14 protein-coding genes and 1 pseudogene are annotated in these 15,357 nt (G+C 40.0%); 14 read left to right on the forward strand and 1 reads right to left on the reverse strand.

What is annotated here, in order from left to right:
• From H5058_RS17220 to adk, 12 genes and pseudogenes are all read left to right on the forward strand, one after another.
• Window positions 1-229 (forward strand): annotated as a pseudogene (locus H5058_RS17220) (hypothetical protein); the annotation flags it as partial.
• Window positions 230-352: 123 nt separating this feature from the next.
• Window positions 353-1,180, forward strand: a complete 828-nt coding sequence (locus H5058_RS17225) for a DUF692 domain-containing protein (RefSeq protein ID WP_089368945.1) — start codon at window positions 353-355, stop codon at window positions 1,178-1,180.
• Window positions 1,181-1,225: 45 nt separating this feature from the next.
• On the forward strand, window positions 1,226-1,978 hold the full coding sequence (locus H5058_RS17230; protein WP_011327882.1) for a DUF2063 domain-containing protein: 753 nt from the start codon (window positions 1,226-1,228) through the stop codon (window positions 1,976-1,978).
• A gap of 72 nt (window positions 1,979-2,050) precedes the next feature.
• Window positions 2,051-2,173 carry a hypothetical protein gene (locus H5058_RS18555; protein WP_011327883.1) on the forward strand — a complete coding sequence of 41 codons (123 nt, stop codon included), beginning with the start codon at window positions 2,051-2,053 and terminating at the stop codon, window positions 2,171-2,173.
• A 163-nt stretch (window positions 2,174-2,336) separates the two neighbouring features.
• Window positions 2,337-2,882 carry an adenine phosphoribosyltransferase gene (apt, locus tag H5058_RS17235; protein ID WP_011327884.1) on the forward strand — a complete coding sequence of 182 codons (546 nt, stop codon included), beginning with the start codon at window positions 2,337-2,339 and terminating at the stop codon, window positions 2,880-2,882.
• Between the two features lie 3 nt (window positions 2,883-2,885).
• The gene (gene dnaX / locus H5058_RS17240; protein ID WP_182679202.1) at window positions 2,886-5,414 is read left to right on the forward strand and encodes a DNA polymerase III subunit gamma/tau; all 2,529 of its coding nucleotides are present in this window, start codon (window positions 2,886-2,888) and stop codon (window positions 5,412-5,414) included.
• Between the two features lie 63 nt (window positions 5,415-5,477).
• Complete coding sequence (locus tag H5058_RS17245; RefSeq protein WP_011327886.1) at window positions 5,478-5,804, forward strand: YbaB/EbfC family nucleoid-associated protein; 327 nt, start codon at window positions 5,478-5,480, stop codon at window positions 5,802-5,804.
• 6 nt (window positions 5,805-5,810) lie between these two features.
• A complete protein-coding gene (recR, locus tag H5058_RS17250; RefSeq protein ID WP_182679204.1) occupies window positions 5,811-6,419 on the forward strand; it encodes a recombination mediator RecR in 609 nt (202 codons plus the stop codon).
• Between the two features lie 967 nt (window positions 6,420-7,386).
• On the forward strand, window positions 7,387-8,556 hold the full coding sequence (locus tag H5058_RS17255) for an alginate export family protein (protein WP_182679206.1): 1,170 nt from the start codon (window positions 7,387-7,389) through the stop codon (window positions 8,554-8,556).
• A gap of 197 nt (window positions 8,557-8,753) precedes the next feature.
• Window positions 8,754-9,467 carry an RluA family pseudouridine synthase gene (locus H5058_RS17260; RefSeq protein WP_011327890.1) on the forward strand — a complete coding sequence of 238 codons (714 nt, stop codon included), beginning with the start codon at window positions 8,754-8,756 and terminating at the stop codon, window positions 9,465-9,467.
• Window positions 9,468-9,577: 110 nt separating this feature from the next.
• Complete coding sequence (gene htpG / locus H5058_RS17265) at window positions 9,578-11,491, forward strand: molecular chaperone HtpG (RefSeq protein ID WP_086993345.1); 1,914 nt, start codon at window positions 9,578-9,580, stop codon at window positions 11,489-11,491.
• 164 nt (window positions 11,492-11,655) lie between these two features.
• A complete protein-coding gene (gene adk, locus H5058_RS17270; RefSeq protein WP_182679208.1) occupies window positions 11,656-12,300 on the forward strand; it encodes an adenylate kinase in 645 nt (214 codons plus the stop codon).
• Window positions 12,301-12,373: 73 nt separating this feature from the next.
• On the opposite strand, the gene tpx is transcribed toward adk, so the two are convergent.
• A complete protein-coding gene (gene tpx, locus H5058_RS17275; RefSeq protein ID WP_011327893.1) occupies window positions 12,374-12,955 on the reverse strand; it encodes a thiol peroxidase in 582 nt (193 codons plus the stop codon).
• A 226-nt stretch (window positions 12,956-13,181) separates the two neighbouring features.
• On the opposite strand from tpx, the gene H5058_RS17280 reads away from it, so the two are divergent.
• Window positions 13,182-14,186, forward strand: coding sequence for a response regulator (locus tag H5058_RS17280; protein ID WP_182679210.1), 1,005 nt, complete (start codon window positions 13,182-13,184; stop codon window positions 14,184-14,186).
• A 5-nt stretch (window positions 14,187-14,191) separates the two neighbouring features.
• On the forward strand, window positions 14,192-15,163 hold the full coding sequence (locus H5058_RS17285; RefSeq protein WP_182679212.1) for a diguanylate cyclase: 972 nt from the start codon (window positions 14,192-14,194) through the stop codon (window positions 15,161-15,163).
• The last annotated feature ends 194 nt before the right edge of the window (window positions 15,164-15,357 follow it).

Here is a 15,357-nt window from a genome sequence, read left to right on the forward strand (position 1 = left end):
CGAAGCTAAATGTGGCGCAGATGCAAAAGCTAAAAAAGAAGGCAAATGTGGCGAAGCTAAATGCGGCGCAGATGCAAAAGCTAAAAAAGAAGGCAAATGTGGCGAAGCTAAATGTGGCGCAGATGCAAAAGCTAAAAAAGAAGGCAAATGTGGCGAAGCTAAAAGTGACGTAGATGCAAAAGCCAAAAAAGAAGGCAAGTGTGGTGAAGGTAAGTGTGGCGGTCATTAAAATTTATTAAAGTAGAATAACTTTACTTCAGGTTAAATACTTTAATACCATATAGAATAAAGGGCCGGTTGGCCCTTTTTGTTGGGAGTGGTTATGACACAAATTATAAATACTGACTTAGGTATGGTTGGTTTAGGCTTACGCAGAGAAATGCTCGACGAGTTACTAATGCATGTACCTAAACAAGTCGATTTTATGGAAGTTGCTCCAGAAAATTGGCTGAAATTAGGTGGGCGTTTTAAAAAACAATTTAAAGCATTAACCAGTGCTAATAGTTTTGCTTGTCATGGCTTATCGCTCTCAATTGGCTCAACTGCGCCAATTGATATTGAATTTGTAAAATCACTAAAAAAGTTTTTTGATGAACATGATGTAAAAATTTACAGCGAGCACTTAAGTTACTGCTCTGGCACTGGGCATATGTACGATTTAATGCCTATTCCGTTTACTTTAGAAGCGATTGCTCATGTAGTGCCGCGTATCAAACAAGTACAAGATATATTAGGGCGCCAAATTGCTATAGAAAATGTGTCTTATTACGCAGCCCCAGGGCAGAAAATGTCAGAGCTGGCGTTTACTAATGCTATTTTAGAGCAAGCTGATTGTAAGCTGTTACTCGATGTGAATAATATTTATGTGAACTCAGTAAACCATGGTTATGACGCCGAAGCCTTTTTAACCGGATTACCTACACAGCGCATTGCTTACGGCCATGTAGCTGGGCATTACAATGAAGCAGATGATCTAATTGTAGATACTCATGGTGCAGATGTAATTGACCCAGTTTGGCAGTTACTCGATAAAGCGTACCAAACTCACGGTGTATTTTCGACGTTGCTCGAGCGAGATTTTAATATACCGACCATTAATGTATTAACCAAAGAGCTAGATATTATTCATAACCTGCAAGCAAAATACCTTGATAAATCATTAATCAAACAGCGAGCTTAATAAGCATGTCTGAACCTAGAGTGCCTGCAAAAGGAGTATTTAGTTATGAGCTTTATTGAAATACAAAACGAATTTATGGCGCATATTCGCAAACCCAGCCAAAATAAAAAGCCGCAAGGGATTGAAGATAGACGCATGGCGATTTACCGCGATTTATTTTTTAATAATATTGTTGGGTTTATTTCGTCAGGTTTTCCGGTGTTAAAAACCTTATACAGCGATAAACAATGGCAAATGCTTATTCGCCGATTTTTTAGTGAATATGATTGTCACTCACCGTATTTTTTAGATATAGCAGGGGAGTTCATTAATTATTTATCAAGTAATTATGAGATGCAAAAATATGATCCGCCATTTATGCTCGAGCTTGCCCATTATGAATGGATTGAATTAGATGTAGCTATTACACAGCAGGCTGAAAATGAGCAACTCATAGCGTCTGATCAGGTTGCTTCTGCGCGTTTGTACTTATCAAGTACTGCACGTAATTTAAGTTACCAATTTGCGGTGCAAACAATAAGTACGCAGTTTCAGCCGCAACAACCATCAGCACAGCCAAATTATTTTGTTGTATATCGCGATGGCGATGATGAAGTTCAATTTTTAACAACTAATGCTATGACAGCCTTGTTATTATCGATTATAAGTGAGCATGATGGTTTGATACTCGATACTATTTGCGAGCAAGTAACCCGCCATGCTGTGCAGTTTAGCGCTGCACAAATTGCCCAAGGCGCACTTGTTACTTTACGTGCCATGGCTGAGCTTGGGATTATAGTGACAAAAAATCAAGCTTAAGCTCTTTATAGATTATTTTACATCGTTTATTATGACGCCCTTATGTGTCGTGCTTAATAAAAGGTTGTAAAAATGTCAGATGATAAAGAATTTAAAGATCCGTTCAATGCAGCGTACTTTTTTGGCTTCGTAGCTATATTTGTAGGTATTGGTTGCTTAAATGCAATTGTTGGCTGGTTTGCTGTGTTATCTTAATTATTTATCTCAAGGCTGTTGTTACCAACAGCCTTATTTATAAAACTTCCCCTCGCCTGAAACGGTTAAAACACCTTTTATAATAACGTCAAACTCGCAATCAAAGGTCACTTAAGGTTATAATCAGCTGCTTTGTAATATAAACCATTGAGCAGTTAAAATTATGACTCAAGTAACACCAGCAATTATCAAAAACAGCATAACTACTATTGCTGATTACCCTAAAGCGGGCATTATGTTTCGCGATGTAACGACACTAATGGCAAACCCAGATGCATTTAAAGCGACTATCGATGCTTTTATTGCTGCATATAAAGATCAGGGCTTTACCAAAATTATTGGTACTGAATCACGAGGTTTTATTTTTGGTGCACCCTTGTCTTATGCTTTGGGTATTCCATTTATTCCAGTGCGTAAGCCTGGCAAACTGCCGCGTGAAGTTGTTCGTCAAGACTACCTACTTGAATATGGCGAAGACACATTAGAACTGCATGTAGATGCTATCGTTCCAGGTGACAAAGTATTGCTTGTGGATGACTTACTAGCAACCGGTGGTACTATTGAAGCAACCATTAAATTAGTGCAAAAATTAGGTGGCGAAGCCACTGATGCAGCATTTGTTGTTTCATTACCAGAGCTTGGTGGTGAAAAGCGTATCGCAAAAATGGGTATTAAAATCCTAAAATTGGTTGAATTCGAAGGCGAGTAATCGATGAGTTATCAGGTTCTAGCGAGAAAATGGCGTCCACAAACCTTTCATGAATTGGTTGGACAGTCTCATGTTAAACAAGCGCTGGTTAATGCGCTAACGCAAAATAGACTGCACCACGCTTATTTATTCACTGGAACCCGAGGTGTGGGTAAAACCACAATAGCGCGTATTTTTGCTAAAAGCTTAAATTGTGATGAAGGCATTTCGGCAAATCCGTGTGGTCAATGTAGTAGCTGTAAAGATATAGAAGCAGGACGTTACATTGACCTACTCGAAATAGATGCAGCTTCGCGCACTAAAGTAGAAGATACTCGCGAAATACTCGATAACGTACAATACGCGCCTACACGGGGCCGTTATAAAGTATACCTAATCGATGAAGTTCACATGCTTTCTAAGCACAGCTTTAATGCGTTACTAAAAACGTTGGAAGAGCCGCCTGAGCACGTGAAGTTTTTACTTGCGACTACCGATCCACAAAAGCTACCTGTCACTATATTATCTCGCTGCTTACAATTTAACTTAAATGCGTTATCGCAAAGTGAAATAAAAACTCAGCTTGAACACGTACTGACGCATGAAAAACTGAACTTTGACGACGATGCTTTGCGTATTATTGCCAAAGCCGCAGACGGTAGTATGCGAGATGCACTTAGCTTAACCGATCAAGCTATAGCGCAAACTAATGGTGATATTAATAACCAAGCTGTACAAACTATGCTTGGTTTAATGGACACCCATTATAGCCAAAGTTTACTAGCCGCGTTACTTGCCCAAGATGGCGCAGCGCTAATGAAAGAAGTAGCTAATGTTGCTAGCAGAAATCCTAATTATGTGGCCTTACTAGATGATTTAATTGCATTAACGCATTTGACACAGTTAAGCCAATTAGTGCCTGAAGCTGCCGCCCTTGATGAAACAAATGCCGATTACATCACGCATGTTGCTCAAAATACAAATCCACAGCAAATTCAAATTTACTATCAGCTACTGTTAAACGGTAAAAAAGATCTACAATGGGCGCCAGAGCCTCGTTTAGGCTTTGAAATGATTATGCTGAGGCTGTTAGCGTTTCAACCAATTGATACACAAAGTCAGCAACCAGTAGCTGTAAATACACAGCCGGTGCAAAGTAATACGACAAAGGCTAGTGCCTTACGTGATATTTTAAATAAAAGTAAACCGCTACCAAGCACAGCTCAAAATAATGATACAACGCAACCACAAATTATTGAGCCAAAACCAGCTGAGGTCGCTAAGCTATCAGAGCCGCAAAACGTAGCGCCCGATCCACTTAATAATAACTCTAGTACAACGCAGCAGGTTTCAACTACGGTACCAGCAGTTGAGCAAGCAGTAGAGCCAACAATTGTGTCGGCTGTGCCAAATGAAGCGGCGAGTGAGCAATTAGTAACTCAGCAACATCAGCATACAAATGACGTTACTGACGAGCAAGCCCAGCGTCAAAGCGAAGATGAAGCCTACTTACAGCAAAGTAATTTAGAGCACTCATTAGCTGCACAGTTTGATGATGTTATTAGTAGTGCGGTTGATCAAGGGTTTAACCCTGCAACAAATACGGCAGCGCAAGCTCAGCAAAGCCAAGCCACCTCAATTAGCGAACAAGAAGCGCGAGCGCAATCTGCTATTGCACGTATTTTAAGAGATAGAAATATATCGGGTGCGGGTAAGCTCTCAAATGCAAAAGAGACGGAGCAGCAAAATACAGCAAATTTAAGCTCTGCTAACACTCGCCCGAGTCGTTTTACAGCTAATAGCAGTAACAGCAATGAGCAAAATGTTACAACAAATAGCGATGCAATTAATCACAGTAGAGCTAACAATAATGCGCAGCAAACACACGCAGATAATCCGCCGCCGTGGCCTAATGATTTCGCAGGTGAGAGCGAAAAAAAGCCACAGCTCCCACTAGCGGGGAGCCAAAACAAGGCAGCAAGCCAAGCTCAGTTTGAGTCAAAGCCTGAGCGAAAAATAGACTTTAAAGCAAAGCACCAAACAATTACCGAAAATTTAGCCCCTGAGTTACTTGAGCAAATTAACCCGCAAAAAGTACCCGAAGTTGTTGTAGCGCAGCCTAGCATTCCAGCGCCTGATGATTTTCAGAGCCCAATAAGCGAAATTCGCTTTGCGCATCAGCAAGACGAGTGGGCATATTTAATTAAACGCATGGGATTAGGCGGGCGTATGCGCCAGTTTGCGTTGCACTCTATTTTTACTAAGCAAGGCAATAATTTGCATATAGATGTTGATGAATCACAAAAACATTTAGATACGCCCATGCTACGCCAAAGACTTGATGCGGCGTTATCCAGTATTTATGAGCACAATGTAACACTGAGTATTAATTTTGCTAAAGGGGTGATTGATTCGCCTTACTTAATTCAGCAAAAAATTGATGCAGGTCGTCATCAGCAAGCAATAGATGTGATCACCTCAGACGATAATATAGTACAATTTCAGCAGCTATTTAGCGCCGAAATTGACGAAAACAGCATTCAGGCATTGTAATTTATTACAACAGCCCTTATTTAGTAACCTAGTTAATGTATTAAAAAAGAAAGAGAGAAAGTTATGTTTAAAGGTGGAATGGGTAACATGATGAAGCAGGCGCAGCAAATGCAAGATCGCATGCAAAAAGCCCAAGACGAAATTGCAACATTAGAAGTTGTAGGCGAAGCCGGTGCCGGTTTAGTTAAAGTAACTATGCTAGGTAATCACAACGTTCGTCGCGTAGAGCTTGATGAGAGCTTAATGCAAGACGACAAAGACATGATTGAAGACTTACTTGCAGCAGCATGTAACGATGCTGTTCGCCGTGTAGCAGACGAAACACAAGAGCGTATGGGCAAAGTAACTGGCGGTATGCAATTACCACCAGGTATGAAAATGCCGTTTTAAGCCTATATGCAACTTTCAGCTAGTTTAACTCAGCTTATAGAAGCATTGCGTTGTCAGCCGGGCATTGGCCCTAAGTCAGCGCAACGTATTGCTTTTCACTTGCTAGAGCGCGACCGTAAAGGGGGCACTCAACTTGGTAATGCATTGACAAAAGCTATGACGGCGGTTGGTCATTGTGAGTCATGTCGCACCTTTTGCGAGCAGTCGCAGTGCGACATTTGTTTAAGTACTAAACGCCAAGACAGCGGCATATTATGTGTTGTTGAATCGCCAAGCGACGTACTTGCTATAGAGCAAACGGGTCAATATTTAGGGTTGTACTTTGTATTAATGGGGCATTTATCGCCTATTGATGGTATTGGCCCTAAAGAAATTGGCCTAGATGTTTTAGAGACAAAGCTGGCTCAAAGCGGTATAAATGAGGTGATTTTAGCAACCAACCCTACGGTTGAAGGCGAAACCACCGCACATTATATTGCCCAGCTTTGTCATAAATACAAAGTAGGTGCCTCGCGTATTGCCCATGGCATACCGGTAGGTGGTGAGCTTGACTTAGTCGACGGGACAACGTTAATGCATGCCTTTAGTGGCAGACGAGCGGTAACACAAGACTGAACTAGCACGGCTATTTGAATAACTAAATCAGCCGACATAACTTATGTTGTGTGGGCTGATTAATTTTCGCTTTAATTAACAGCATTATAACCGCGTAAGACGCTTAGGATAAATTCTGGTTAAGAGATTTACTCATGTATTGAATCATAGTTATATTTAAGTTTATTATCCGGAGCTCAGGTTACATAGGCTGACTAAGCAACCGCTGAGATTGGATTATAACTAGAGTGACGAACTATACGTTCAATAACTTTCTCTGTTAATAGCAGTGTATCGGTTAACGCGTAATGGTGACGACTTTTCACTTTGGCAATCTGCAAACCTTTAGCAGCAATCATTGCCTCATTAATCTTAGTAAACCCATCAGATTTACCCTGTATACCGCTTGTACGATATACATCGTAACCAAGTAAACTTGTTCCTGCTGCAATACGATCTGCATTTTTATCGATTACTTAACGAGAAAACCCTGTGATCTTTAGCCGCTGGGTAGTTCACTCCATATCCATATCCATATCCATATGCGCTGCTCGCATTAGCCGTGGCTGAAACTAACGCCACAACGATTGCTGTACTTAATAAGCATTTTATACCTTAAGGCTCTATTAGGAGTGCTCAGTGTTTAATGCTTTATTGGTAGGTGCTATCTGGGATGTCATTCGCTTTTACTAGCTGAAAACCTCGAGTAATTTACTGTTTGAGTAAGAACTATACGCACAATGGCATTACGTTCTCGTGAGTAGAGTGTAACAGGCTATTTTTTATAATATTGATCTTTTTAATAATCACTTATAATTTCAGCTGTGTTTGCAAAAAAATTAGTGTAAACAACACCGATACCGTAAATAGCTTGGCTGGAATAAATTAATATCCGTTTAGCTACACAATAAAGATAACCAATTATTGTGGTTCTTTAGGTTTAACTGATGAGCTAGCTTAGCTAGTCGTCGCGTGCGGAGAAAGTTAAATGACTCGATATGGTTTGTCTTTACTATTACTTTTACTTAGTAGTTGTGTTTTGGCTGAGGTTGCCGTTGAAGGACGTATTAAGTTTCAACACATTGAAAATAATGAGCTCTCCGATACTGATTTATCAACCAACTTCGCTCGACTGCTACTTAAGGCAGATTTGCCACTTAGTAATAATAGCTTATTTTATCTCGAAACGATTGCTGCGTATGATTCCTCTTTTGCACAAGGAAAATATTCATTTGAGCATAATGAATTTGATCTGCATCAAGGCTATCTGAGTGTTACAAGCCCTAATCATGCTATTAAATTAGGTCGACAAGTTTGGTCAGTTGCAGACCAAAGGTTGTTAGGTAAGCGCGAAGGTACCAACGTAAGAAGACGCTTCGATGGCGTGATGTATCAAAATAACGTCCTTAACCAGCTGCAAATTAATGCATACCATGGCTATGCTGTGGCTAGCAAAACAGGCGTGTTTGATGATAAATATTTATCTTCTGAAAGAATAACAGGTGTGTACTTTAGCACAGCTGAATTACTGCTGCACAGCATGTGGTACCGCGATACCACGGCAGAAAATAACGAAAGCAGACACACTATTGAAGCCCAATATCGTAAAAAATTAGGCCGTTTTAGTAGCACTTTTCACGTGGCTCATCAAACCGGCATAGTAAAGAGTGAGCATACTAAAGCATGGTTTGCACAGTTTTCTGGGCTGTATTCTTTCGCAAACTTAAAGTTTGGCCCTACTTTAAGTTATGCAACGGGCGGTGAGGCAGGGCATGAAGATGGATATTTTCGATCTTTATATGCAAAAGCGCCGTATTATTCTGAGGCAGGTATATTTTCTACCACAAATATCAAACATATAGGCGCAAAATTGCAAGCTCAACTTACTGATAAATTTGATATTAGTTTGGATATGCGTCGATTATTTAGAGTGAACGAACAGGGCGATATTTTTGGTCCTGGCAGGAGTCTATTTATTGCTAATGAGCAATTAAAAGGCGCTAAAATTGCCGATACTTATAGCTTAACAACACAGTATTTGTATACAAAAAAAATCTCTTTTGAACTGATTACCAGCTATATAAATATGAGTAACAGAGCGAATTTAGAAAAAGATCAAAGCTTTTTTGTTGAAGCGATGCTGCATTTTGCCTATTAAGTCACACTGATTAACCAATTCATGGGTTATTTTACAGCGACAAATGTTACTATCTGCTTTTAATAAATGGCCCTGTATCAAGTGTTATCCCTAGCAGAGCAGCTAATCAGCGCTCAGCTTTACCGGTGTAATTTACTCACTTTACTTTGAACCAGACACATGCCGCCTAGGTGGCGCTATGTGTTATTAGGAAGACTATGTCTGAATTTCATCACTTAACCCCCTGCGCTATTGATAACTTTGTCGCGCCGCAGTGTGATCAGAGCGTGCAGATTGTTTATCACGATGAAGACATTTTACTGATCAACAAACCCAGTGGTTTGTTGAGTTTGTCGGGTAAAAATCCGCTCAATTGGGATTCTGTGCATTATCGTTTGGTAAATGGGCAAACAGGTATTACGGCTGCGTACCCTGAGGCTAAGTTACCGCATAGGTTAGACTTAGGTACATCAGGCATTATGATTGTGGGATTAAACGCGGCGGCTTCTAAGCACCTAAATAAACAGTTTCAGGCGCGTACAATTAAAAAGCGCTATGTAGCCATGTTACACGGATGGTTAATTGACGACGAAGGGCAAATTAGTGCGTCGATAGCAAAAGATAAACTGCTTTTTCCGCGGGTTAAAATCTGCGAAACCACAGGTAAAACAGCCGTAAGTGAATATAAAGTGCTGCAGCGCCTAACGCAACCACAGCGAACCTTAGTGCAATTTACACCCATTACAGGGCGTACGCACCAATTGCGTATTCACAGCCAGTTTATAGGGCATCCTATTTTAGGGTGCGATTTATATAACAATGCACAAAGCGAGCATATGGCAGCGCGCTTACAGCTTCATGCAAGTGATTTGTATTTTCAGCACCCGGTAAGCAATGAACAAATTCATATGCAATGCGCTGGTACGTTTTAGTTTTAAGACAATATTGGTTAGGACTTTTTTTATTTTTTCCCTTGAAGTTCTAGCAGCTCCCCCCATATTAAGTGCATAACGCAGACACTTTGCAAATTGGAGATATATAAATGACTGCAGCACAAAAAGAAACATTAGGCTTTCAAACAGAAGTAAAACAATTATTAAACTTAATGATTCATTCTCTTTATTCTAATAAAGAAATATTTTTACGTGAACTTGTGTCAAATGCCTCAGATGCAGCAGACAAGTTACGCTTTTTAGCATTATCACAAGGTGATCTGTACCAAGGCGACGCTGACTTACGTGTGCGTATTAGCGCTGACAAAGAAGCTAACACCATTACTATTTCTGATAATGGTATTGGTATGACCCGCGATGAAGTAATAAGCTCTTTAGGGACGATTGCAAAATCGGGTACTGCTGAGTTTTTCAAAAACTTAACTGGCGATCAAAGTAAAGACTCGCAGTTAATTGGTCAGTTTGGTGTTGGTTTTTACTCAGCATTTATCGTGGCAGACTTAGTAACGGTTCGCACCCGTAAAGCTGGCGAAACAACTGCTTACGAGTGGGAGTCTCAAGGCGAAGGCGAGTACACGCTGCAAGAAATTGAAAAAGAAGGCCGTGGTACCGACATTATTCTACATCTTCGCGAAGAAGAAAAAGAGTTTGCTGATGAGTGGCGCCTGCGCAGCATAGTGACTAAATACTCGGATCATATTTCGACCCCAGTACAAATGTACAAAGCAGAAGTGCCAGAGTCTGAAGGGGAAGATGGCGAAAAAATCCCAGCAGTACCAGGTGAGTGGGAAAGTATTAACCGTGCTACTGCACTGTGGACTCGTGATAAGTCAGAGCTTTCAGATGACGAATACAAAGAGTTTTACAAGCACGTAAGCCACGATTGGGAAGATCCACTAAGTTGGGCGCATAACAAGGTAGAAGGTAAAACTGAATACACTAGTTTGTTATACATCCCTAAAAAAGCGCCATTCGACTTATGGAATCGTGATCGCCAAAGTGGTTTAAAACTGTACGTACAACGCGTGTTTATTATGGATGACGCTGAACAATTCATGCCAAGTTATTTACGTTTTGTAAAAGGCTTGTTAGATTCAAACGATTTACCACTTAACGTATCTCGCGAAATTCTACAAGACAACAAAGTAACGCAAGCTATTCGTAAAGGGTGTACATCGCGTATTATTAAAATGCTTGAGCGTATGGCTAAAAACAAAGCGGACGATTACCAAGTATTTTGGAATGAATTTGGTCAAGTGATCAAAGAAGGCCCTGCAGAGGATGCAGCTAATAAAGAAGCAATTTGTAAACTATTACGTTTCTCTTCTACGCATACCGATTCAGCAACGCAAGATGTATCGCTTGAGCAATACGTTGAGCGCATGAATGAAGGCCAAGAAAAAATATACTACGTAGTGGCTGATACGTTTACTGCTGCGAAAAACTCTCCGCATTTAGAGATTTTCCGTAAAAAAGGCATTGAAGTATTACTGCTAAGTGACCGTGTAGATGAGTGGATGATGAGCCACTTAACAGAATTTGCTGATAAGCAACTACAATCAATCACCCGTGGTGATTTAGACTTAGGTAAGCTTGACGACGAAGAGACTAAAAAAGCGCAAGAAGAGTCTGAAAAAGAAGTTGCCGGTTTAGTAGAGCGTATTAAAACTGCGTTAGGTGATGAAGTTAAAGAAGTGCGTTTTACGCATCGTTTAACCGACTCTCCAGCATGTGTTGTTAGCGATGACAACGACATGAGCTCACAAATGCAAAAGCTAATGGAATCGGTTGGTCAAGCCGCTCCTGAAGCAAAACCTGTGTTTGAGCTAAACCCAGAGCATCAACTTGTTAAGCATTTAAATGATGAGCAAGACGAAGATAAGTTTGCACAGTGGTCGCATGTATTACTTGACCAAGCGTTACTTGCAGAGCGTGGCACACTTAAAGACCCTACAGGGTTTGTAACTCGCTTAAATAAACTTATGCTTGAATTAAGCAAATAAGTTTAAAAAATTAAAGATTAAGTTAAAAGGGAACCTAAGTTCCCTTTTTTATACGCTATATGCCCGCTAATGACTTATCAATTAGTATAAGTTGCTTGAGTATCGGCGGCGCTTATGGAAGAATTCAGGCTTCAAAAAACAAACTATTACTAAGGGACAATGATATGCGCATTATTCTTTTGGGCGCGCCGGGTGCAGGTAAAGGCACTCAAGCTCAGTACTTGATGGATAAATACGGTATTCCACAAATTTCGACTGGTGATATGTTACGTGCAGCAATTAAAGAAGGCACTCCACTGGGTCTTGAAGCAAAAAAAGTAATGGATGCAGGCCAGTTAATTTCTGACGATATTATCATTGGTTTAGTAAAAGAGCGTATTACTAAAGCTGATTGCGAAAATGGTTTTTTATTAGACGGTTTCCCGCGCACCATTCCACAAGCAGATGCGATGAAAGAAAATGGCGTAGTGGTTGATCACGTTATTGAATTTGATGTTGCTGATGAAGTGATTGTTGAGCGTATGGGTGGACGTCGTGTTCATCCAAGTTCTGGTCGTGTTTATCACGTTGTTTATAATCCACCAAAAGTGGCAGATAAAGACAACGAAACAGGTGAAGAGCTTATTATTCGTGCAGACGATACTGAAGAAACAGTACGTAAACGCTTAGGTATTTACCATGAGCAAACTATGCCATTGGTTGATTACTACCAAGCAGAAGCTGCTGCGGGTAACACCCAGTATCATAAGCTAGATGGTACACAAGCTGTTGATGCTATTAGCAAACAGTTAGGTGAGCTATTAGGCTAATTTACAGTCCTCTATTAAATAAAAACCGCTAATGTAAAATTTAGCGGTTTTTTTGTGCAGAGTTTAGGTTAATTTAAAGTGCCTTTAGTTTTTCAATCACGCTGGCGTATTCTGGTTCAGTTGCAAGGTTACTCACTAATTGCTTATAAACCACGTTATGGTTTTTATCTAAAATAAGTACAGCGCGTGTTAGTAGCCCCATATCTTTAATTATAAATCCATACTTCTGACCAAAGTCGTGCCATACCGAATCAGAAAGCACAATTACCTTATCTATGTTCTCAGCTTTGCAAAAACGTTTTTGCGCAAAAGGTAAATCGCTACTAATGGTCAACATGGTTATGTTTGGAAATTGTTGTGCTACTTTTTCGTTAAAGTGTTTAGTTTGTAGGCTGCAAATACCGGTATCTAAACTAGGTACTACGCTAATCAAAACGGCTTGGCCTTTATACGCACTCAATGTAACAGGGGTAAAGTTAGCGTCGACCACTTTAAACTCTGGTGCGCTATCGCCTACAGCAACTCCCTTACCTAATAAAGTAACAGGTTTACCTTGTGCGGATACTTTGCCAGCATCAAGCGTGTTTTCGGTATAATCGGCAGCAAAAGCCACAGAACTAAATGCACTTAATGCAAAAATTAACGAGCGAAACATAGGGTATTTCCTTTTAGATTCAGGCTGTAATAGCGTTAAGTGTATTATACTGCGAAGTGCTCACCAAGCAGAAGAAGTAGATGCTTTTATTTATTAATCAAAAATTGTAAACAAGGTATACTTTGATATAACATACATATGTAAAAAATATGTATATAAAAAACAATAATTAAACCTTTATTAATGCAGTTTGATACCTATAACAGGGTCAAAATAGAGAGAGAATATGTCAACATCGGTACTAATATGTGATGATTCAAAATTAGCTAGACGCCAACTAGCTCGATCTTTACCAGTGGATTGGGATATTAAAATTGAATTTGCGCATGACGGTGTAGATTGTATAAACCAAATAAAAAAAATACAGCCAGAAATTCTTTTTCTTGATTTAAATATGCCGGAAATGGATGGTTATGAAGTACTCATAGCGATACGAGAGCTTGGTCTTAATGTGCTCACTGTGGTGGTTTCTGGCGATATTCAGCCGGCGGCACATGAGCGCGTATTAGAGCTAGGTGCAATTGATTTTATTCAAAAACCTTGCTCCGCAGAAAAGCTAGCCACTATTATTGAACATCATGGCATTAAAGACAAAGCAATGCGAGAGCGCCTTGCGCACTCGTTAGGTGAGCAGGTAGACCCTGATGTACGAGATATATACCAAGAGCTTACTAACGTGGCCATGGGGCAAGCAGGCGACCTACTCGCAAGGTTACTTAATGTATTTGTTAAGCTGCCCATACCTAATGTTAATATTCTAGAAGTAAATGAGCTTGATATGGCGCTGCGCTCAATTGATAACAGCACCTCAACCTCGGGTATCTGCCAAGGCTTTATAGGCGGCGGTGTATCAGGGGAAGCATTACTACTTTTAAATGACTCGAGCTTTAAAGAAATAGCATCGCTAATGAACTACGACGGTGAGCTCAGTGAAAAAGTAGAGCTAGAGCTGTTAATGGATATCAGTAATATACTTATTGGCGCTATTTTAACTGGACTCTCTAAACAACTTGATATGACATTTAGCCAAGGGCATCCCATAGTACTGGGTCAGCATAGAGATGTATCAGAGCTGGTTAAATCTAACAAACCACGTTGGCAACGTACCTTAGCAATCGAGATAAGTTACGGTATTGAAAACCACAATATAAATTGCGATTTGATGTTGTTATTTACCGAAGACTCACTAAAAACTTTGAAGTACAAAGTTGCCTACCTATTAGAAGATTAACGATTATGTCAGCTGATTTAAATATGAATGAAATCCATTGGTTAATGGATATGTTTAATACTGTTGATGTGGGCCTAGTGGTGCTCGACAGAGAATATAAAGTGTGTGTATGGAATGGTTTTATGGAAAATCATTCTGGATTACTGCCAAGCGCAGTTAAACACAAAGACTTATTTGATTTATTTCCCGCAATAGATGAAAAGTGGTTTAGAAGTAAATCTGAATCCGTGTTTGTACTAAAAAACCGCTCGTTTACAATTTGGGAACAGCAACCTTATATCTTTCGTTTTAAAAACTATCGGCCAATTACCGGCAAAGCTGATTATATGTACCAAAATGCCACCTTTATTCCACTAACAAATACCCGTGGTGATGTTGAGCATATATGTATTATTATTTACGATGTAACAGATGTAGCCGTTAATAAAAAAGAACTCGAACAGTTAAATAAAAAGCTTGAGCAAGTTAGTCAAACCGATAGCTTAACGCAGCTAGCTAACCGAGGGCACTGGGAACATACGTTACGCCAAGAGTTTTTGCGTACTAAACGCAGTGGTGGTTGCAGTACTTTATTAATGTTTGATATTGACCACTTTAAAAAAGTGAACGATGAGTATGGCCACAGTTGTGGTGACGAGGCATTGCGTCATATTGCAAAATTACTAAAAGGCACATTGCGCGAAACAGATATAGCAGGGCGCTACGGTGGTGAAGAATTTGCTATCACCTTACTCGATACTGATAAACAAGGTGCGATGATAATAGCCGAGCGTTTACGTGAACTAATTGCGGTAACCCCGGTGGCTTACAAAGATCAGCTAGTGAGTATGACGGTTAGTATTGGCATTGCCTCTTATAGTAATGAATTTAAAAACCATGAACGCTGGATTGAGGCTGCCGATAAAGCACTTTATAATTCAAAACACAATGGTAGGAATAGTATTACTATGTTTGACGATATAAAAAATGACGCCTAAGCGTCATTTTTTATATCGGTTAGTTAACGCGAGTATGCAGCGTTGCTTAATAAATCTATTATCCATAACCTAGGGCGTGTTGATCTTTGTGGTATGAAAAACAAACAGCATGAAGATAAGGTATAATTGAATTCGCCAGAAAACTTTACACCGAACCTACATGCCAAGATTAATGTTAACAGACGGGACATGGA

This window comes from Pseudoalteromonas sp. SR45-4 (assembly GCF_014163535.1).
In the GTDB taxonomy this organism is placed as follows: Bacteria; Pseudomonadota; Gammaproteobacteria; order Enterobacterales; family Alteromonadaceae; genus Pseudoalteromonas; species Pseudoalteromonas nigrifaciens.

Bases quoted from the DNA above. Each gene is read 5' to 3' on its own strand.
- H5058_RS17225 (WP_089368945.1), top strand. From the start codon at position 353: ATGGTTGGTTTAGGCTTACGCAGAGAAATGCTCGACGAGTTACTAATG.
- H5058_RS17230 (WP_011327882.1), top strand. From the start codon at position 1,226: ATGAGCTTTATTGAAATACAAAACGAATTTATGGCGCATATTCGCAAA.
- H5058_RS18555 (WP_011327883.1), top strand. From the start codon at position 2,051: ATGTCAGATGATAAAGAATTTAAAGATCCGTTCAATGCAGCGTACTTT.
- apt (WP_011327884.1), top strand. From the start codon at position 2,337: ATGACTCAAGTAACACCAGCAATTATCAAAAACAGCATAACTACTATT.
- dnaX (WP_182679202.1), top strand. From the start codon at position 2,886: ATGAGTTATCAGGTTCTAGCGAGAAAATGGCGTCCACAAACCTTTCAT.
- H5058_RS17245 (WP_011327886.1), top strand. From the start codon at position 5,478: ATGTTTAAAGGTGGAATGGGTAACATGATGAAGCAGGCGCAGCAAATG.
- recR (WP_182679204.1), top strand. From the start codon at position 5,811: ATGCAACTTTCAGCTAGTTTAACTCAGCTTATAGAAGCATTGCGTTGT.
- H5058_RS17255 (WP_182679206.1), top strand. From the start codon at position 7,387: ATGACTCGATATGGTTTGTCTTTACTATTACTTTTACTTAGTAGTTGT.
- H5058_RS17260 (WP_011327890.1), top strand. From the start codon at position 8,754: ATGTCTGAATTTCATCACTTAACCCCCTGCGCTATTGATAACTTTGTC.
- htpG (WP_086993345.1), top strand. From the start codon at position 9,578: ATGACTGCAGCACAAAAAGAAACATTAGGCTTTCAAACAGAAGTAAAA.
- adk (WP_182679208.1), top strand. From the start codon at position 11,656: ATGCGCATTATTCTTTTGGGCGCGCCGGGTGCAGGTAAAGGCACTCAA.
- tpx (WP_011327893.1), bottom strand. From the start codon at position 12,955: ATGTTTCGCTCGTTAATTTTTGCATTAAGTGCATTTAGTTCTGTGGCT.
- H5058_RS17280 (WP_182679210.1), top strand. From the start codon at position 13,182: ATGTCAACATCGGTACTAATATGTGATGATTCAAAATTAGCTAGACGC.
- H5058_RS17285 (WP_182679212.1), top strand. From the start codon at position 14,192: ATGTCAGCTGATTTAAATATGAATGAAATCCATTGGTTAATGGATATG.